The sequence below is a fragment of the Cloacibacillus porcorum genome (assembly GCF_001701045.1).
In the GTDB taxonomy this organism is placed as follows: domain Bacteria; phylum Synergistota; class Synergistia; order Synergistales; family Synergistaceae; genus Cloacibacillus; species Cloacibacillus porcorum.
This window is the reverse complement of record NZ_CP016757.1, coordinates 832,633-852,297: the sequence shown is the minus strand read 5'-3', so window position 1 is coordinate 852,297 and position 19,665 is coordinate 832,633. Positions and strand designations below refer to the sequence as shown.

18 protein-coding genes are annotated in these 19,665 nt (G+C 54.8%); 12 read left to right on the top strand and 6 right to left on the bottom strand.

What is annotated here, in order from left to right; translation table 11 throughout:
- Positions 1–65 precede the first annotated feature (65 nt).
- Positions 66–728, bottom strand: a complete 663-nt coding sequence (locus BED41_RS03850; protein ID WP_066743277.1) for a GntR family transcriptional regulator — start codon at positions 726–728, stop codon at positions 66–68.
- Between the two features lie 357 nt (positions 729–1,085).
- On the opposite strand from BED41_RS03850, the gene BED41_RS03845 reads away from it, so the two are divergent.
- The 11 genes from BED41_RS03845 to BED41_RS03795 all read left to right on the top strand — a co-directional run bounded on the left by BED41_RS03845 (position 1,086) and on the right by BED41_RS03795 (position 11,494).
- On the top strand, positions 1,086–2,375 hold the full coding sequence (locus tag BED41_RS03845) for a nickel-dependent lactate racemase family protein (protein WP_066743275.1): 1,290 nt from the start codon (positions 1,086–1,088) through the stop codon (positions 2,373–2,375).
- A 21-nt stretch (positions 2,376–2,396) separates the two neighbouring features.
- Complete coding sequence (locus tag BED41_RS03840) at positions 2,397–3,614, top strand: aconitase X catalytic domain-containing protein (protein WP_066743273.1); 1,218 nt, start codon at positions 2,397–2,399, stop codon at positions 3,612–3,614.
- Positions 3,614–4,048 (top strand): aconitase X swivel domain-containing protein, encoded by a 435-nt coding sequence (locus BED41_RS03835; protein ID WP_066743271.1) that lies wholly within the window; start codon positions 3,614–3,616, stop codon positions 4,046–4,048. Before BED41_RS03840 ends, BED41_RS03835 begins: the two co-directional genes overlap by 1 nt.
- Positions 4,049–4,111: 63 nt before the next feature.
- A complete protein-coding gene (locus BED41_RS03830) occupies positions 4,112–5,095 on the top strand; it encodes a TRAP transporter substrate-binding protein (protein ID WP_066743270.1) in 984 nt (327 codons plus the stop codon).
- Between the two features lie 82 nt (positions 5,096–5,177).
- On the top strand, positions 5,178–5,690 hold the full coding sequence (locus BED41_RS03825; RefSeq protein ID WP_066743268.1) for a TRAP transporter small permease: 513 nt from the start codon (positions 5,178–5,180) through the stop codon (positions 5,688–5,690).
- Positions 5,691–6,971 carry a TRAP transporter large permease gene (locus BED41_RS03820; protein WP_066743266.1) on the top strand — a complete coding sequence of 427 codons (1,281 nt, stop codon included), beginning with the start codon at positions 5,691–5,693 and terminating at the stop codon, positions 6,969–6,971. It begins immediately after the preceding gene.
- A 195-nt stretch (positions 6,972–7,166) separates the two neighbouring features.
- Positions 7,167–7,979, top strand: a complete 813-nt coding sequence (locus BED41_RS03815; RefSeq protein WP_066743264.1) for a formate/nitrite transporter family protein — start codon at positions 7,167–7,169, stop codon at positions 7,977–7,979.
- Positions 7,980–8,384: 405 nt separating this feature from the next.
- Positions 8,385–8,891 (top strand): TRAP transporter small permease, encoded by a 507-nt coding sequence (locus BED41_RS03810; protein ID WP_066743262.1) that lies wholly within the window; start codon positions 8,385–8,387, stop codon positions 8,889–8,891.
- Complete coding sequence (locus BED41_RS03805) at positions 8,891–10,171, top strand: TRAP transporter large permease (protein WP_066743260.1); 1,281 nt, start codon at positions 8,891–8,893, stop codon at positions 10,169–10,171. The genes BED41_RS03810 and BED41_RS03805 overlap by 1 nt, the downstream gene beginning before the upstream one ends.
- Before the next feature lie 119 nt (positions 10,172–10,290).
- Positions 10,291–10,734, top strand: coding sequence for a GNAT family N-acetyltransferase (locus BED41_RS03800; protein ID WP_066743258.1), 444 nt, complete (start codon positions 10,291–10,293; stop codon positions 10,732–10,734).
- A 16-nt stretch (positions 10,735–10,750) separates the two neighbouring features.
- Positions 10,751–11,494, top strand: coding sequence for a class I SAM-dependent methyltransferase (locus BED41_RS03795; RefSeq protein WP_066743256.1), 744 nt, complete (start codon positions 10,751–10,753; stop codon positions 11,492–11,494).
- Positions 11,495–11,631: 137 nt separating this feature from the next.
- Here BED41_RS03795 and BED41_RS03790 read toward each other — a convergent pair whose 3' ends face one another.
- From BED41_RS03790 to BED41_RS03770, 5 genes are all read right to left on the bottom strand, one after another.
- Complete coding sequence (locus BED41_RS03790; protein ID WP_066743254.1) at positions 11,632–13,305, bottom strand: formate--tetrahydrofolate ligase; 1,674 nt, start codon at positions 13,303–13,305, stop codon at positions 11,632–11,634.
- A gap of 185 nt (positions 13,306–13,490) precedes the next feature.
- Positions 13,491–14,387, bottom strand: a complete 897-nt coding sequence (gene ftcD, locus BED41_RS03785; protein ID WP_066748927.1) for a glutamate formimidoyltransferase — start codon at positions 14,385–14,387, stop codon at positions 13,491–13,493.
- 17 nt (positions 14,388–14,404) lie between these two features.
- The gene (locus BED41_RS03780) at positions 14,405–14,977 is read right to left on the bottom strand and encodes a cyclodeaminase/cyclohydrolase family protein (RefSeq protein ID WP_084002235.1); all 573 of its coding nucleotides are present in this window, start codon (positions 14,975–14,977) and stop codon (positions 14,405–14,407) included.
- Complete coding sequence (gene hutI, locus BED41_RS03775) at positions 14,978–16,237, bottom strand: imidazolonepropionase (protein WP_066743252.1); 1,260 nt, start codon at positions 16,235–16,237, stop codon at positions 14,978–14,980.
- Positions 16,238–16,348: 111 nt separating this feature from the next.
- Positions 16,349–18,067 (bottom strand): N-tau-methylurocanate hydratase, encoded by a 1,719-nt coding sequence (locus BED41_RS03770; protein ID WP_066743250.1) that lies wholly within the window; start codon positions 18,065–18,067, stop codon positions 16,349–16,351.
- Between the two features lie 223 nt (positions 18,068–18,290).
- On the opposite strand from BED41_RS03770, the gene BED41_RS03765 reads away from it, so the two are divergent.
- Positions 18,291–19,589 carry a YjiH family protein gene (locus BED41_RS03765; protein ID WP_066743248.1) on the top strand — a complete coding sequence of 433 codons (1,299 nt, stop codon included), beginning with the start codon at positions 18,291–18,293 and terminating at the stop codon, positions 19,587–19,589.
- Positions 19,590–19,665 lie beyond the last annotated feature (76 nt).

Sequence of the window (19,665 nt, the reverse complement as noted above, 5' to 3'; positions counted from 1 at the left end):
TTGAGACCGGCGGCTCAGCACCGGCGGATAAATAATGAAAACTGCGGATTACGGGATGTATTTCGTTACCGCAGAAAATAGTCCTTCATTATATACCCCTCGCTGTTGACGACGTGGTCGTATAGGCAGGCGTGAAGAGCCTTTGGATCTCTGCGTTTGATACAGTTCAGGATGATGATGTGCTGTTCTATGGAATTGCGAATATCGGCGAGAGACTGCGCGGAGAGGCGCTGAAAGCGCTTGATCTGCACATGATAGCTCATCAGTATCGCGCCGATGCGCCTGTTCGTCGCATACTTCGCAATCGTAAAGTGCAGCTTGAGGTCACAGTCGGCGACGGTTGAAAAGTCTATCTCCTCGCCGTTCTCCGCCCTCTTACTAAGCCGTTCCCACTCGGCTGACATCTCTTTTATTTCACTGTCTGGTATGCGGTTGGCCGCGGAGAGCGCGGCAAAGGGTTCGAGCAGCTTTCTTATATCATATATCTCGCGTACGTCCTCAAGGGATATCTCGGAGACGAAGGCCCCCTTAAGGGGAACTATCTTTATATAGCCGTCCTGTTCTAGAACGCGCAGCGCCTCACGGACGGGAGTGCGGCTTACGCCGGTCTCATTCGCGATAAATGTCTCGGGAAGAGGTTCGCCCATCTTCAGCGCGCAGGAGTCGATCCCCTCCCTTATCCAGTTGTAGGCCTTCACCCAGCTGGCCTTTTCATTCTTCGACATCATTTCTGTCCCTCCCAGTTTGGCAAGAATCCCCGCGTACACGTATAAAAACCATCCGTATGGATAAATGTCTAGGCTATAAATTCTAATTCTTAAGATGCTTGTATACAGAAACTATACAACATTTTGTAATTTTGTCTATACTTTTCCGCAAAAAAATTATCGTAAAATTTCCTTTGATCTCATGGTTGACATTTATTTATCACAATATTATCATCTTTACGTAGAAGTTTTTGTAATTTTAGGGAATGTGTTTATCCAATTAAACAGATGTTAGAGCAGAGTATATATTTTCATTGTATACAGACGGCGTACCTAAGACATTCACGATTTTAGTATTATCGCTGGGAGGAATCGGCAATGAAATATAGCATTCCATATGGAAATCGTTCTATGGATTTCGAGATTCACACAAACAGGGTCCTATTCTCGGGAGAGATGACCAATATCCCGCCAGTCTCAGACTTCAAAGAGGAACTCATACGCTCTTTGGATGCTCCCATCGCCTCACAGTCACTCGCTTCGCTCGCAAAGGGCAAAAAAAATATTCTGTTCCTTGTTGAGGACAATACGAGAGATACCCCGCTGGCGGAGATACTGCCGGTCGTCACCGGCTATCTTAAGGCCGCCGGCATCCCCGAGAGCGCCGTAAGTTTCATGACCGCCCCCGGGACGCACCGACTGATGACTGACGAGGAGGTGCGAGAGAAACTTGGCTCCTATATAGTCGACAACTTCGCCGTATACCAGCATGAGGCTTCAAATACGGAAGAGCTGACCGATCTCGGCGAGGTCGAGGCCGGAGGATACAAGCTTCCGGTCCGCATCAACCGCCGCGCTCTGGAGGCCGACCTTCTAGTCGGCGTCGGCAACATCATTCCGCACAGCGACGCCGGCTTCTCCGGCGGCGCGAAGATCGTCCAGCCCGGCGTCTGCGATTTCGTGACGACACAGGCGACCCACAGGGGCGCTGGGCTCTGCCCGGACATCCCGCTCGGGATGATCGACGGAAACCCCTGCCGCATGGGCATCGACGCCGTAGGCGGCATCGCAAAGCTGGCCTTCATCATCAACGTGGTCAAAAACTTCAGCGGCGAGATCGCCGGCTTCTTCTGCGGCGATTATTTAAAGGCGCACCGCGCCGGGGTCGAGCTCGCTAGAAAATCCTACAGCGTGGAGCTCGACGAGCTCGCCGATATCGTGATCGCCAGTTCGTCGCCCGCCGATATGGACTACTGGCAGGGCATCAAGGGGCTCACCTCCGCGTACTTCGCGGTGAAGCCCGGCGGCGCCGTGATCCTCGCCGCCCCCTGTTATGAGGGACTGGTGCATAATCATCCTCTTTACGCGCACTGGCTCGCGCAGCCCACTAAGGTCCTTGTGGAGGCGATAGAGGCAGCCTCTCCCTATGACCTGGATACCGACGTCATCTCCGCCGTAGTCGCCCTCGGCAGCCGCCGCGTGCTTGAAAGGGCCGAGGTCTACATGATCAGCGACGGCCTCTCCGAGGAAGAGATACGGAAGATGGAATATATTCCGGCGGCCAGCATACAGGAGGCTCTTGACGCGGCGCTGGCTAAGCGGCCGCAGGCGACCGTCGGCATACTGCCCCTTGGCGGGATATCTTTACCTGTCTTAATGAAAAAATAGCACATAGAAAGGCGGTTTGTAATGTATTTAACCGATGAAGAGAAACGGATACTGGACGGAGGAGAAGGAGCTGGAAAGCAGAAGGCGATGGAGATGCTCTACGCTCTCGGTCTCACCTTCGACGCGGAGAAGCTCATCCCCGTTAAGCGCGCGCACGTCGCCCTTAGCGGACAGGAGGGCGACACTTACTGGTGCGAACTGCTGGTAAACGGCGGCGCCACATGCGCCGTCCCCCCCACCACCAACCCCTACTGGGACACTAATTATCTGACGAAGTTTTTTGACGTCACAAAGGAAGAGCTTGAGCTCGCCGACAGGACCGGCGACGCCTACCGCCGTATCGGCGCTAAGCTCACATATCACTGCGCGCCGGGAGTATGTTCCAACGTGCCCTTCTTTGGCGAGCATGTGGCCTTTTCCGAGTCCAGCGCCACTCCATATGTCAACGGCGCACTCGGCGCCCGCTCTAACCGCGAATCTTCGGTGAGCGCGCTCGCCGCCGCCGTTATCGGCAAGACTCCTTATTACGGATTCCACATCGACGAAAACAGATACGGCGACTTCGCCGTCGACGTCGAGGCCGATCTGGAAAGCTGCTACGACTGGGGCATACTCGGACATTGCCTGGGAAAGATCGCGGGCAACCGTATCCCCGTGCTCAGATTCAAGAAGCCCGTCCGCCCGACTCAGGAGGATTTCCTCTATTTCGGCGCGGAGGCCGCCACGAGCGGCGCCGTCGCGATGTATCACATGGTGGGGATCACCCCGGAGGCTCCGACCATAGAGGCGGCATTCGGCGGCAGGAAGGTCCCATCGGCAGAATGCGTGCTCACGAATAAGGACCTCAAGGATCGGGAGGATATGCTTACACCCGCTACCGGAAAGATCAACCTCGTCATGCTCGGCTGTCCGCATTACACCTACAATCAGCTGCTTGACGTCGAGAGGCTTCTCGCCGGCAGGCATATCTGCAACGAGACGGCCTTCTGGATTCTTGCGGAATCGGGAGCAGTGGAGCTCGCGGAACGCTCGCACCTGCGTCAGAGGCTGGAGCTGCTCGGTGTACGGATGGTGGGAGACACCTGTATCGATGAACCCTGCTGGAAATCGTTCGAGGGTGCGCTCGGCGTAACGGATTCGCCCAAGTGCGCCTATTACCGTGAACGCCGCGGACAGCCCTTCGCCATCCGCAGGCTGTCGGAATGTATAGATGCCGCTGTGAAGGGGAGGCTTGACTAATGGCTAACAACAAGAAAGTTTACAAGTGCCGTTCGATAGTCCGTGGGTCAGGAGCGGGAGAGGCGGTCGTGTCTAAAGACGCGATGTGCTTCTACCTTACCGACCCGACCACCGGCACCGTCATAGAGAGAAACCACGCGATCGAGGGCAAAAGCATCTCCGGCAAGGTGCTGGTCCTCCAGTCCGGCAAAGGGAGTTCCGTAGTCCAGGCAGACGGCTTCTACCAGCTGTGGGTGAGAAACAACCTGCCGGCCGCAATAATCATAGGGGTACCCGAACCAGTCATCGTATCCTCAGCCGTTATGGTCGGCGCGACTATGGTCGACCGTCTTGATGATGACCCCTTCGAGGCTATCGCCGACGGCGATTATGTCGAGGTCGACGCTGACGCCCAGGAGGTACGCGTGTGGAAAGGAGGTAAAGCGGCGGACTGATCCCACATAGCGCAGCTTTTTGAATTTTTCAGGCAAACAAAAAAAACAGGGAGGAACAAGAATATGAAGAAACTTCTGGCAGCAGTAACGTTTATGGCTATTATGGCGGCAGGCGCGGCCTTCGCGGCCCCCGAGTACACGATCAAGGTCGGCTACATCGGCTCCGATACCCACCCGACGATGCAGGCTATGAAGGTCTTCGCCAAGGATGTGGACGCAGGTTCAAATGGCAAGATCAAAGTCGAGCTCTATCCCAACGCGCAGCTCGGCGGCGACCGTGAGCTCTGCGAAGGCGTACAGATGGGTACGATCCAGATGGCTATCCCCTCGACGTCGGCCCTTGCGGGATTCGACAAGAGAATACAGGTCCTCGACCTTCCCTATCTCTTCACCACGAGAAAGGCGGCCTTTGACGCGGTAGACGGCGAGCTCGGACAGAAGCTCAACACATACCTCTCAAAGAAGGGCTTCGAGGTTCTGGGTTATCAGGAGAACGGCTTCCGCCATGTGACGAACAGCAAGCGCCCCATCAAGACCCCCGCCGACCTCAAGGGACTCAAGATCCGTACGATGGAAAACCCGATGCACATCGCCTTCTTCAAGGAACTCGGCGCCAACCCCACCCCGATGAGCTGGGGCGAGCTTTACACGGCCCTGCAGCAGGGCACCGTCGACGCGGAGGAAAACCCCTACGCGATGATCGACGACGGTAAGTTCTACGAAGTGCAGAAGTACGTCTCCGAGACGGGGCACGTATTCTCCTACGAGATACTCATCGCCAACAAGAAGTTCATGGACAAGCTCCCCGCCGACCTCCGCAAGGTGGTAGTTGACGCGGCCCACAAGGCCATCATGACACAGCGCGCCAGCCTTGAAAAGGAAGAGGCCGCCTTCAAAGCGAAGGTCACCAAAGCCGGTCTGACCGCCAACGAGCTGACGCCGGAACAGAAGAAGCCCTTCGTGGAAGCGACCAAGAAGGTCTACGCCCAGTTTGAAAACGAGCTCGGCAAGGAGATCATGGATATCGCAAGAAAGGTTCAGAAGTAATCTTTTCGAAGCGTGAGCACCGTTTGCGCGTCCCTTGCATAAGGGACGCGCTTTATTACCATCGCAGGAGGTTGTTATCACGATGACCGTCAAAAAGTTTTTAGATAATTTCGAGGAGTATTTCTGCGTCTGGACTATGGCCATTATGACCATTCTCGTCTTTATCCAGGTTGTTATGAGGTATGTCTTCTCAAACTCTCTCTCTTGGAGCGAGGAGCTCGCCCGGTTTATTTTCCTCTGGCTTTCCTGGATCGGCGCAAGTTACGCCGTTAAGGAACGCAGCCATTTCCGCGTGGAGATGTTCGCCAATATGATCAAGGGCAGCTGCCGCAGGTTTTTTGAGTATTTTGTTCTGGTGGTCTGGTTTGTCTTCAGTTTTATTCTCACCTGGCTCGGGACTGAACTCGTCGTCTTTATTTATGACACAGGGCAGTCTTCCGCCGCCATGGATATCCCCATGACCTGGCCATATGCCTCCGTACCCGTCGGCTGCGGCCTGATGTGTATCCGCCTGCTTATTGAGATGTACAAGATTTATAAGGGCGAACCGGTGGGCTCGGAGAAGGAACAGGAAGAATTGGAGGAGATGATATAGATGGAAGCGGTTATTCTCTTCTCTCTGCTTATCGTAACGATCGGCCTGAGTATCCCGATCGGCATCACGCTCGGCCTCTCTACCGGCATCGCCATGTGGCTCACTTCGGATATCCCGATGGTGATGCTCGCGCAGAAGTCGGTCACGGGTCTCGATTCTTTCCCGCTGCTCGCCATTCCCTTTTTCATCCTCGCGGGGGCGCTGATGTGCAACGGCGGTATTTCGCGCCGTCTTGTGAATCTCGCCGAGAGTCTCGTCGGTTATATCACGGGCGGCCTGGCGATGGTCACGGTGCTCGCATGTATGTTTTTCGCGGCAATTTCCGGCTCGGGACCGGCCACTGTCTCGGCGATCGGCTCTTTTATGATCCCATCGATGAAGGAGCGCAAGTATGACGCGGGCTTCGCGGCGGCGATAACCGCGGCTGCGGGAACTATCGGCGTCATCATCCCGCCCTCCATCCCATTTGTCATTTACTGTATCGTCGCGCAGTGTTCGATCGGCGATATGTTTATCGCGGGGATCGTCCCCGGCGTCATGATCGGCGTCGCGCTGATGCTGGTCTGTTACTGTACGGCGAAGAAGCGCCATTATGTGAGCGTTACGGAACGCCCGAAGTTCTCCACGGTGTGGAAGGCATTCAGAGAAGCCTTCTGGGCGCTGCTGGTGCCGGTCATCATCCTCGGCGGCATCTACGGCGGCATCTTCACGCCCACGGAGGCGGCGGTAGTCGCCGTCGTATACTCGGTGCTCATCGGCAAGTTCGTCTATAAGGAGCTCGACGGAAAGACTCTCTATGAGTGTCTGCGCACGACGGGGCTCATCAACGGCGCGACGGAGTTTATGATCGGACTTTCGATGGCCTTTGCCAGTTACCTCGCGATGGCGCAGATACCGGCGCATATCGCCTCGTGGATGACGAGCCTCGCCCACAGCCCCTTCATCCTGCTGATGGTGATAAACGTCTTCCTGCTGGTGATCGGCTGCTTCGTGGACAACATCGCAGCGGTGATAATCCTCACGCCGATCCTGCTGCCGGTGGTAAAGACAATCGGTATAGACCCCATCCACTTCGGACTGATAATCACCGTCAACCTGGCCTGCGGCTTCATCTCGCCGCCCTATGGTATAAACCTCTTCGTCGCCTCCGCCATCTCCGGCGAGAGCATCGAGGATATCTCAAAGGCCATTCTGCCGTCGTTCTTCGCGATGGTCGTCTGTCTGCTGCTATTCACATACTTCCCCATCTTTACTATGGGGCTGCTTAATGTACTGAGATAAAAATAGTATCGACATGACCGGGCGGGCCGCCGTATACCTGCGGCAGCCCGCCCGGTTTTAACAAACGGGCGCATCCTAAACGTCAATCTCTCAGCGCTGATTTCTGCCGGAGCACGTTAAGAGTTTGATGATATGTTTATGGAACTGGGATATAATCACAATGATCAATCGAATATATACGGAGGTCCATACGATATGAACTATAAAACACCGCCGGAAATAGCAAAAAGCGCCGTCGCCGCGGCGATTTCCAAGGCCAGCCTGCCGCTTCTTCAGATGACGCTGCTGGGATTTCTTGCCGGAGTCTATATCGCCATGGGCGGTTACTTTATGATCGTCGTGACACAGGACGCCGCCGCCTTCGCCGGTATCGGCATATCAAAGCTGCTGGGCGGCATCGTCTTCTCGCTGGGGCTCTTTCTGGTGGTAGCCGCCGGCGCGGAGCTGTTTACAGGCAACTGCCTGATGCCGATTGGGCTGCTGGCGGGAAAGATCTCGTGGAGCGGCATGCTGCGCAACCTCTCGGTGGTCTACGCCGCGAACTTCGCGGGAGCGCTCTTCTTCGCGCTGCTGATTTTCAAAAGCGGCGTGCTGTCTAAGAACTGCGCCGATTACGCGCTCTCAATCGCCGCCGCCAAGGTACGCATCCCGCTTTCCCAGATGATTCTGCGCGGCCTCCTCTGCAACTGGTTCGTCGGCCTCGCCGTCTGGCTCACCTTCGGCGCGCTCGACATGTCCGGCAAATTCATCGCGCTGCTGATGCCCATAACGGCCTTCGTCGCCATGGGCTTTGAACACTGCGTGGCAAATATGTTCTTCCTGCCGCTTGGCCTTATGATAAAGTCCGGCCTGACGGCCGCGGGCGCTCCGATCCCCGCGCCGGAACTTACTATCGGCTCGATCTTCGGCAACCTGATCCCCGTTACCATCGGCAACATCATCGGCGCGGCCTTCTTCCTGGGCGTACTCTATTTCGTCATCTACAGAAGGGATATCGCGAAAGACTGATTTTAAATATATAATTGTTAAGTTAACTTATTGTATTTAAATATTTGCCCAACAGCGTTACTTAGTATCTTCGGATATATATATTCATAAGGCTTATATTTTCATAAGCAACAATAACTATATAAAATGTTTTATACTCAATAAATACTACTTTTACAAAAAACCATTCCACAAATACCTAAAATTTTCATATTTTATAAGTATTGACAACCATTTTACTTAATAATATTATGTTTTTAAGGAAACCTCAAAAGCATAATATTTGTGTTGATTAAGTTAAATTATCCTTTTTGTGTATCTCTGCAAGAGGTGGTACATACTAATGTTGCATACTATTTAAATAGATTACTGTCAACAAAAGCAATGACGGCCAACCGGAATAGAATTGGAGGTACGGTACACAATATGACACTAAAAAAATTTATTGACAATTTTGAGGAATATTTCTGCGTATGGACGATGGCGATAATGACGCTGCTGGTTTTTGTCCAAGTTGTAATGCGTTATGTATTTTCCAATTCCCTGTCCTGGAGCGAGGAGATGGCACGCTTTATTTTCCTCTGGCTGTCGTGGATAGGTGCAAGCTATGCAGTGAAAGAGCGCAGCCACTTCCGCGTCGAGATGTTCGCCAATATGGTACCTGGAGCCGCACGCAGATACTTTGAATACTTCGTCCTGCTCATATGGTTCGTTTTCAGCTTCATCCTCGCATGCATCGGCACTGAGCTTGTCATCTTCATTGCCGAAACAGGACAGCGTTCTGCGGCAATGGAACTGCCGATGATCTGGCCATATGCATCGGTACCGGTGGGCTGCCTGTTAATGTGCATCAGGCTCGTAATAGAGGTATACAAGCTCTGGAAGGGCGAACCACTCGGTCCAATAAAGAATACCGCTGAGGAGGTACACTGATGGAAGCCGTCATAGTTTTTTCTATCCTTATCGTAACGATCGGCCTGAGTATCCCGATCGGCATCACGCTCGGCCTCTCTACCGGCATCGCCATGTGGCTCACTTCGGATATCCCGATGGTGATGCTCGCACAGAAGTCGGTGACTGGTCTTGATTCTTTCCCGCTGCTCGCCATACCATTTTTCATTCTCGCGGGGGCGCTGATGTGCAACGGCGGTATTTCGCGCCGTCTTGTGAATCTCGCCGAGAGTCTCGTCGGTTATATCACGGGCGGCCTGGCGATGGTCACGGTGCTCGCATGTATGTTTTTCGCCGCGATCTCCGGTTCGGGACCGGCCACTGTCTCGGCGATCGGCTCTTTTATGATCCCATCGATGAAGGAGCGCAAGTATGACGCGGGCTTCGCGGCGGCGATAACCGCGGCGGCGGGAACTATCGGCGTCATCATCCCGCCCTCTATACCCTTTGTCATTTACTGTATTGTCGCGCAGTGTTCGATCGGCGATATGTTTATCGCGGGGATTGTCCCCGGCGTCATGATCGGTATCGCGCTGATGCTGGTCTGTTACTGCACGGCGAAGAAACGTCATTATGTGAGCGTCACGGAACGCCCGAAGTTCTCCACGGTGTGGAAGGCATTCAGGGAGGCCTTCTGGGCGCTGCTGGTGCCGGTCATCATCCTCGGCGGCATCTACGGCGGCATCTTCACGCCCACGGAGGCGGCGGTCGTCGCCGTCGTATACTCGGTGCTCATCGGCAAGTTCGTCTATAAGGAGCTCGACGGCAAGACTCTCTATGAGTGTCTGCGCACGACGGGGCTCATCAACGGCGCGACGGAGTTTATGATCGGACTTTCGATGGCCTTTGCCAGTTACCTCGCGATGGCGCAGATACCGGCGCATATCGCCTCGTGGATGACGAGCCTCGCCCACAGCCCCTTCATCCTGCTGATGGTGATAAACGTCTTCCTGCTGGTGATCGGCTGCTTCGTGGACAACATCGCGGCGGTGATAATCCTCACGCCAATCTTGCTGCCGGTGGTAAAGACGATCGGGATAGACCCCATCCACTTCGGACTGATAATCACCGTCAACCTGGCCTGCGGCTTCATCTCGCCGCCCTATGGGATAAACCTTTTTGTCGCCTCCGCCATCTCGGGTGAAAGTATCGAAAGTATTTCAAAGTCGATACTGCCCTCTTTCATGGCGATGGTCGTCTGTCTGCTGCTATTCACATACTTTCCCGTCTTCTCGCTTGGGCTGCTGCAATGGCTGAGGTAATCTATTTCTTATAACATCGATGACCTCGCAACGTTCTCCGACATAGAGAACACCGCTTTTACATATCGGCATTTTGTGCTATGCTGTCCGAACTCTATAAAAAGAGGAGAAATGAAGAAATGAAAATTACTGAAATAACAAAAAGAGATGAAAACACCATACAGAAGGTATCATTCATATGGGAAAAGTCGGTGCGCGCGACGCACCTGTTCCTTACCGAGGACGACATGGCCGACATCTCAAAAGATGTCGATGAGGCATTGGTCTCAGTGCCCACGCTGCTGACGGCGGAGAACGAAGACTCCGAATCGGTCGCCTTCATGGGGATAGACGGAGACCGGCTTGAAATGCTCTTCCTTCTGCCGGAGGAGCGCGGGCAGGGTATCGGCAAAAAACTTATGCGCCACGCGATCGATAAATACTCTGTAAATCGGCTCTGCGTTAATGAGCAAAACACCGCGGCGCTCGGCTTTTACGAACACATGGGATTCAAGGTTTATAAGCGCACGGAGCGCGACGAGCAGGGCAATCCCTTCCCGCTGCTCTATATGAAGCTGAAATAGATGGCAGAGAACCCTTTTGAAAGAAAATAAATACGACGATAAGCTCTTCTTTGAAAAATACGCCGGGATGAAACGCTCTGTTGAGGGGCTGGACGGCGCAGGAGAATGGGAGACGCTGAAGAGTCTGCTGCCGGATTTCAGGGGGAAACGCCTTCTGGACCTCGGCTGCGGGTACGGCTGGCACTGCATCTACGCGATGGAACAGGGCGCGGCCTCGGCTACGGGAATAGACATCTCCGAAAAGATGCTTGCCGTGGCGAGGGAAAAGACACACTATCCGCAGGTGACATACAAACGTATGGCGCTTGAAGAGATGGATTTTCCCGATGGCTCCTTCGATATCGTCCTCAGCTCGCTGGCCCTGCATTATGTCAAATCTTTCGGCAATGTCGCAAAGAGGGTGAACCGTTTTCTCAGCGACGGCGGCTATTTCGTCTTCTCGGCGGAGCATCCGGTATTCACCGCCGAGGGCTCGCAGGACTGGTATCGCAACGATACTGGGAAGATACTGCACTTTCCCGTCGACAACTACTTCTGCGAGGGGCTGCGTCACGCGCGTTTCCTTGGCGAAGAGGTCGTCAAGTACCATAAAACACTGACGACCTACATCGACGGGCTGCTGACAAACGGCTTTGAGCTGCTGCGCCTAGTCGAGCCGCAGCCTCCCGAAAAGATGCTCGATATCGAGGGCATGAGGGACGAGATGCGCCGCCCAATGATGCTTATCGTAGCGGCGAGAAAAAAGAGCGGCGGCAGATAACGTCCGCTGTCGTGCCGCGCTTTGAGTGGTCCGGCTTTTTAGAGCAATCCGCTCCCGCCGCTGACAAACAACGCATAATAAAATGGGCTGCCCTTGTAATTAAGGGCGGCCCATTTTTATGTCGGTATTTTCGTATCCTAGAAGAGTCCTGAGACCTTACCCTGAGCGTCGACGTCGATGTTGCAGGCGGCGGGACGCTTCGGCAGGCCGGGCATCGTCATAATCGCTCCCGTGATCGGGATGATGAATCCCGCACCCGCAGAGAGGCGAACTTCGCGCACCGTAAGTTTGAATCCGGTCGGACGCCCCTTTTTGCTCGCGTCGTCGGAGATCGAAGCCTGCGTCTTCGCCATGCAGATGAGCAGTCCGTCTTTGCCAAGGTCGTGGATCTTCTTGAGGTCTTTTTCCGCCTTGTCGGTGAAGACCACTCCGTCCGCTCCGTATATCTTCGTCGCGATGGTCTCGATCTTCTCCTTCGGCGAGAGTTTTTCGTCGTAGAGGTAATGGAAGCTGTTTTCTTTGTCGCAGGCCTTGATGACCTCTTCGGCCATCTTGATGCCGCCCTCGCCGCCCTTCGCCCAAATGTCGGACTCCACTACGGGAACGCCGAGCTTCGCGCACTTTTCCTGGATGAATTTAAGCTCTTCCTCAGTGTCGGTCGGGAAGGCGTTAAGGGCCACGACGACGGGCAGACCGAAGGAGAGCATATTTTCGACGTGCTTCTCGAGGTTCGGGATTCCCGCCTCAAGGGCCGCCATGTTCACCTTGCCGAGGTCCTCTTTGGCCACGCCGCCGTGCATTTTAAGGGCACGGATGGTCGCCACGATGACGACGGCGTTTGGCTTGAGTCCCGCGAGGCGGCATTTGATGTCGAGGAATTTTTCCGCGCCAAGGTCGGCGGCGAAGCCAGCCTCGGTGACAAAGTAGTCGGCAAGTTTCAGGCCGTATTTTGTCGCCATGACGCTGTTGCAGCCGTGGGCGATGTTCGCGAAGGGGCCGCCGTGGATGAAGGCGGGGACATGTTCGAGGGTCTGGACGAGGTTCGGCTTGATGGCATCCTTCAGCAGCATCGCCATCGCTCCCTGAGCCTCGAGCTCCTTCGCGGTCACCGGTTTGTCGTCGTAGGTATAGGCGACGATTATCTTCGAGAGGCGTTCCTTGAGGTCCTCGATGCCCTGTGACAGGCAGAGGATCGCCATGATCTCGGAGGCGACGGTGATGTCGAAGCCGTCCTGGCGCGGAACGCCGTCGGGCTTGCCGCCGAGGCCGATGACGATGTTGCGCAGCGCGCGGTCGTTCATGTCAAGCACGCGCTTAAAGACGATGCGGCGCGGGTCTATATTGAGGAGATTTCCCTGCTGGATGGAGTTGTCAAGCATCGCGGCCAGAAGGTTGTGCGCCGAGGTGATGGCGTGGAAGTCGCCGGTGAAGTGAATGTTGATATCCTCCATCGGGACGACCTGGCTGTAACCGCCGCCGGCGGCTCCGCCCTTCACTCCGAAGACTGGCCCCAGGGAGGGCTCGCGGAGCGCCAGGGTTACCTTTTTGCCGAGCTTCGCCAGTGCCTGCGCAAGGCCGACGGAGGTCGTAGTCTTGCCCTCCCCCGCAGGAGTCGGGGTTATCGCGGTGACAAGAATCAGCTTGCCGTCCTTGTTGTCCTTTACCTTCTCCCAAAGGTCAAAAGAAACCTTCGCCTTATACTTGCCGTAAAGCTCAAGATCATCCGCGTCAATGTCGAGTTTTTTCGCAACATCTACGATGGGCTCCATCGCAGCCTGCTGCGCTATCTCAATGTCGCTAAGAAATGCCATTCTGACCACTCCTGTTTTATATTAAATTCGGGTATGGGCCGCATAAAACCAAAACCGCCGTTACGCGGCAACATTAGTATATTCTATACTATTTTGCCGATTTTTTTAACCGAGGAAATACTATTCGCCCTCCTGCCGTCAAATATCCGTCGAAAAATTAAAAGCGCCCCATTTTTTCGTAACTATCAGCCTAACAGATGCGTCTCTATTATCTGCTCCATCTCGAAACGGCGCACCCGCAGACAATGACGTATCACCTCTTCCAGCGCTGCAAGCGGCAAAGGCCCCACAAGCTCGGCATCGGCGATCCCGACGCCGTAGCTGTCGGCGAGAGACTTGATAAGGTCGTATACGACAGGAATCGGCGTCTTCTCAAAGTTGGTCAGGTTCATCGACACCTGCACCATTCCCCGTTCCTCAAGCGCAAGACCTATCGCGCGGCAGAAGCGTAACCCGCCGCTTGAGAAGCGCATACGTTTCGCGATGGCCTTTGCTATTTCGAGATCATCCGTCCGCAGGTTCACGTTATACGCGACGAGCGGGAAACGAACACCCGTGACTGTTACTCCGGACTTTGGTACGAAGGCGAACGGCCCTTCGTCCGGCCGCCATTCCTCGTTCTGCATCTTTTCGGGCAAAGCCTCGTATTGCCCTTTGCGTATATCGACCAGATTCTGACGCGACGGCTTTGTGGCGGCATCCTCATAGTAATATACCGGAACGCCGAGTCCGACGAGGAATTTCCCGTAACGCAGGGCAATATCAAGGGCCTCTTCTTTCTCTACGTTACGTACGGGGACGAACGGGACGACATCTACGGCCCCCTGGCGCGGGTGGCTGCCGTGGTGCATGGCCATGTCTATCTCTTCGACCGCCTGCGCCGTAATATTCATTGCTCCCGCAAGCACATCCTCCGGCTCCCCTATCCAGGTATAGACGGAACGGTTGTGGTCGGCGTCTGAGTCGATATCCATTATCGTAATATTCGGGGTGGAGGTCAGCGACTCCGTTATCCGTTTGATCTTCGCTTCGTCTCTTCCTTCGCTGACGTTCAATTCGCAGAGCAGTATCTTTTTTGACATCTTTTTCATATCCTCTCTTATTGTACCGCGGCTTTGAGCCCGCAGGCCGACCGTGCCAGCTCTTCGTTTATCTCCGGCGTCTTTATGAGTGAAAGATTAGCCTCCACGTTAAGCGCCGTATCTTTAACGGCCATCTCGGCGAGCAAAACTCCCGCCTCCATATCCGACGAGGCCGCGGGGTTAAATTTTCCGTCCATCTCGCGGCAGAACTCCAGTATACGCAGGGCGGCGCGGCCGTTTTCCAGCGGCACATTGGCGGCCCTTATTGCCGCGCTCTCAATCGCCGCGCGGCGCGCGGATTTCTGCTCATCGGTGGCTTTGGGAAGCGCAAAGGCAGCCTTTATTCCCAGATATGAGCGCGTATCCTCTACCGCGCCCTCTTTTAGCTGTACGGCAAGTTCGTCAAGCTCCTCCGCGATCTCAAGGTATCTTTCATCGGGAAGGCCGTATTCCTTACCGACCGAAAGACGCGAAACCATCCCCACAAGCCCCGCGGCCATCGCTCCGGCGACAGCGGAGGCCGAGCCTCCGCCAACCGTAACGTCCCTGCTGTCCATTATCTTTTCTACTACTTCATAAAATATTTTCATTTATATCTCCTGTATGACAGCGCCGTTCTGAACGCTTATCTTTCCGTGTCTTATGACCGTGTCCACCGGGTTTTCTCCAAGACGATAGGCGATATCTTCGTAGGTCGGGATATCAAGAATTAAAATATCGGCCTGTTTGCCCGCCTCTATGGAACCTATACGGTCCTCCCGTTTCAGTGCACAGGCGCCTCCGTAAGTGGCGGCACGCAGGGCGCGGGCCGGTGGCATTCCGTGCTGTCTGCAGGCGAGAGAGATTATGAAGGGCATCGACGTACACCAGCATCCGGGACAGCAGTTGGTGGCCATCCCAAGCTCAAGCCCCGCCTCGAACATCGGACGCGGATTAAAAAAGAGCGGATGATTCACGGCAAAATCTATCCCCGGAAGGACGACGCCGGTAACCCCGCTCTCGGCAAGTTTCTCCAGCGCCGATATCGGAGTATAGTTAAGATGGTCCGCGGAATACATCTTCATCTCCGCAGCAAGGTCCTCGCCGCCGACATACGAATAGGCTCCCGCATGTATCTTAGGCTCCATTCCGTGCTCGCGCCCCGCCTCAAGTATCTTCCGGCACTCTTCTTTTTCATAATGCCCCGAGTCGCACCAGATATCGCAGGCCTCGGCCAGCCCGCTCCTCCCGGCCTCCGGGATCATCTCCTTAATGAGCATATCCATGTACGCCTCTTTCGTCATATCGGGAGCCCAGCCGTGCGCGCCGAGAAATGTCGAAGAGATATCTACCGGTAATTTTTCCGCGAGTATGCGGTTTATCTTAAGCTGGCGCATCTCCCCCTCGGTATTAAGGCTGTAGCCGCTCTTGCTCTCAATCGTCGTCGTGCCGCTCAATATCATCCGGCGCACCCGCTCTGCGGACTGTTCGTAAAGCTCTTCCATCGGCAGGTCTCGGGTCGCGGACAATGTCACCATGATCCCCATCGGCACTCCCCGGCGTTTCAGCTCGTCAAGGTCGTCTGTCTCCAGCCTGGCGCAATACTCCTCCACGCGCGTTCCCCCGAATACCACATGGGTGTGACAGTCGACGAAACCGGGTGTGACGACTTTGCCGGAGGCGTCGATGACCCTCGTCGCCGCGTCGATCAGCGGCGCGATCTCGCTCCGGCTGCCGACGGCCGTTATCTTACCCTCACCTATCGCCACGGAACCGTTTTTGATAAGCCCTATATGGTCCGCGGCATCTTTTTCACAGGTCAGTATCTGAGCGGCGTTTTCAATGACTATATCCGCTGCCTTTTTCTTCAATTGGACCGCCTCCGTTCAAACCAAAGCCAGGGGAGCCGCAAGAAGGCTCCCCCGCACTTTATCTTTCAGTTCACGCAGATTACGTGAGCAGCCAAACCGCACAGGTTCCGCTTATAGTTTGTCGCTTCCGTCGGGGCCGAAGGTGACCTTGTCGGCCGGCTGCCACCAAAGGGGAACTTTGATGCCCTCCTTTGTGAGCTTGCCTTTGCCGTTCGCGACATCCTTCGCGGAGTCGTAACCGGCCTGGGCATGACGGATAACGCCGATTCCTGAGTCCACCGTCATCGCCACTTCAAGACGGATATCGGCGTCGGCGGTGCCGTCCGCGATCTGGGTAACGCCGGTGTGTACGGCTTCGCCCATTGAGTAGTTGGCCTGAATGGCTATGAGGTCGCACATGCCGCAGGCGTTGAGCAGACCGTTGAGCATCGGCCAGTCGGAGATGAGGTCGCCGCCGTCCGGCATACGCTCGGATTCAAATGTCGGGTTGACGATCGAACCGGAGTCAAGGTTGTCACGGGAGAAGGCCACGGGGCCCTTTATCTCTCCCTTCTTAATCAGGTCGTTGACCGCGAGCGCGAACTTCTTTCTCTGGCCGAACCCCATGTAGCAGATACGGGCCGGCAGCGCCTCGATCGGAAGATGCTTGCTTGCGAGCGGAATCCAGCGGCCGACGATCGGGTCGTCTCCGAAGAGCTCCATCGCCAGTTCGTCGGTTCTCTTGAGGTCCGCGGGATCGCCGGAGATGCAGGTCCAGCGGAAGGGGCCGCGGCCTTCGCAGAAGAGCGGACGTATATAGTCGGCGACAAAGGCCGGCAGTCTCATCGCCTCGGCTTCGGGGAATCCGGCGTCGCGGCACTCTTTACGGATGCTTGTGCCATATTCAAAGGTGGGAACGCCCTTATCGAGGTATTTGAGCATCACCGCGAGCTGGCGCTTCATTGTCGCGCGGGCCAGTTCGAGATATTTGTCCATATCGGTATTGCGGAGCTCTCTCGCCTGCTCCGGCGTGTATCCTGAGGGGATATATGACACCGGGTCGTGGCAGGGGCACATCTCCGTCACCACGTCGGGCATGAATCCCTTATCAAAAGCCTCTTCAAAGAGGTCCGCGGCGTTGCCGACGACTCCGAATGAATGCGGCGTCTTTTCCGCGACACACTTCTTGGCCTTTTCGATGGCCTCGTCAAGCGAGCCCACGATCTCGTCGAGATAGTTCTTCGCGACGCGGCGCTCGAGCGTCTCAATGTCGGCGTCGATGACGATCGCCACACCGCCGTGCATCTTCATCGCCCAGGTCTGGTTTCCGCCCATTCCGCCGGCTCCCGCGGTGAGGAGTATGCGGTTTTCCATGCTGCCGTCATAGTGCTTGATACCGACCGCGGCGAGCGTTTCGAAAGTTCCTTCGATGACACCCTGCGTTCCGATGTACTCCCAGGGAGCCGCCGTATACTGCGCAAAGATTGTAAGGTTTTTAGCTTCGAGGTCATAGAAGGTCTCCCATGACGGACGCATAAAGTTTGTCGTCGCCATCACGACCACGGGGGCATATTTGTGAGTCTTGAATACCGCTACCGGCATACCTGACTGTACGACCAGGGTCTCGTCGTCTTCAAGTTCTTTAAGGCTCTTGACAATCGCGTGGTACGACTCCCAGTTGCGCGCGCATTTGCCGTTGCCGCCGTAGATTATCAGTTTTTCCGGGTGCTCCGCGTTCTCCATATTGTTTTCGAGCATGCGGAGGATCGTCTCCTGACGCCACCCCTTGCATCTCAGTGTGTTCCCGCGCTGTGCCTTTACCTCGTAGAGTATCTGTGCGTTGCCTGCCATAAGAACATCTCCTTTTTGTTATTAATTGCCTTGCGGCACGTTTTTCTTAACTTGACAGGCTAATGGTAAAACAACGCTATCAAAGAATCGTCAGGTCAAAAAAATTTTTCCCCGCAGCTATTGATGGATGGACAGGACATTTTGATAAAAAATTAATGATAGATATCTATATTTTTGATATTGAGAAATTATTCAAATAACTTAATTAAGGAAGGGAACGACAATGGAAAAACAGCAGCAGTACAGCCCGCTCAAGTTTTTGTTTTTCAGCGCCATCGGAATATTCATGTTTTTCATCCCGATAACATTTATGGGGAAAAACAGTATTCCCGTCGACCACGTGATAACTCTGATAAGAAAAATACCACACCTGGGGGCTCTCTATGTGGTCATCGTCACCATCTGGGGGGTCGCCCGCGCGGTGCGGCTGAAAAAATACGCCTCTTCGTTCACAGATGCGTTTTTCTTCGTAACAAACCTCATCGGCACGGCATTCTGCGCGATGGTCTATTTTAATATCGGACCGGAATGGTTCTTAGACAAAAATATCGCGCCATATATATTCAACGCCGTGGCGGTATCCGTTACGATGCTGATACCGATAGGCTCAATATTTCTCGCCTTTCTCGTCAATTACGGTCTCATGGAGTGTGTCGGAGAGCTGATGGTTCCGGTCATGCGCCCAATATTCCACACGCCGGGCAGAGCCGCGATAGACGCCGTCGCCTCTTTTGTCGGCAGTTACTCGGTCGGGCTCATCATTACAAACAATGTCTACAGAAAGGGCGGCTACACCGCGCGTGAGGCGGCAATCATCGGAACCGGTTTTTCCACGGTATCCGCGACATTTATGATAATCGTCGCCAAGACGCTCGGGATCATCGAGCACTGGAACATATATTTCTGGGTCACTCTGGTCGTCTGCTTTACCGTAACGTCCATCACCCTTCGCATTCCGCCGCTCTCCCGCGTACCTGATACATTTTATCCCGGCGCGGTACCGGAGGGAGATATCACCGAGGAGACCGGCGGCCGGTTCGAGCGCGCGTGGAAGATCGGGGTGAGAACGGGAGCGACCGCCCCGGGACTTTATGAGATCGCAAAAGACAATTTCACCTACGGCATCGTGATGGCTTCGGGAGTGGGCGCCGCGATAATGTTTTTCGGCGTGAGCGCGCTTCTCATATCAAAATATACGACGCTCTTCGACTACACCGCCTGGATATACTACCCCTTCTTTAAGGTTCTTGGAATGCCTGACGCCATGCTGGCCGCCAAGGCCGCGTCGACGTCGATCGCGGACATGTTCCTGCCCGCGATATTATGCAGGGATTCCGCCCTGACGACGCGCTTCGTCGTCGCCGTCATCTGCATCTCGGAGGTGCTCTTCTTTTCCGGAATGCTGCCCTGCCTCACAGGGACGGATATCCCCCTGAAGATGCGGGAAATTTTCATCATCTGGTTTGAGCGGGTGGTATTTTCAATACTGATCGCAACGCCGATCGTATATATCCTCTTCTAGAGAGGGCAGACAAAGACATCCACCCCCGGCCGGAGGGTGGATGTTTTGTTTAGTCTAGCATTGTCCGGCTCCCGCC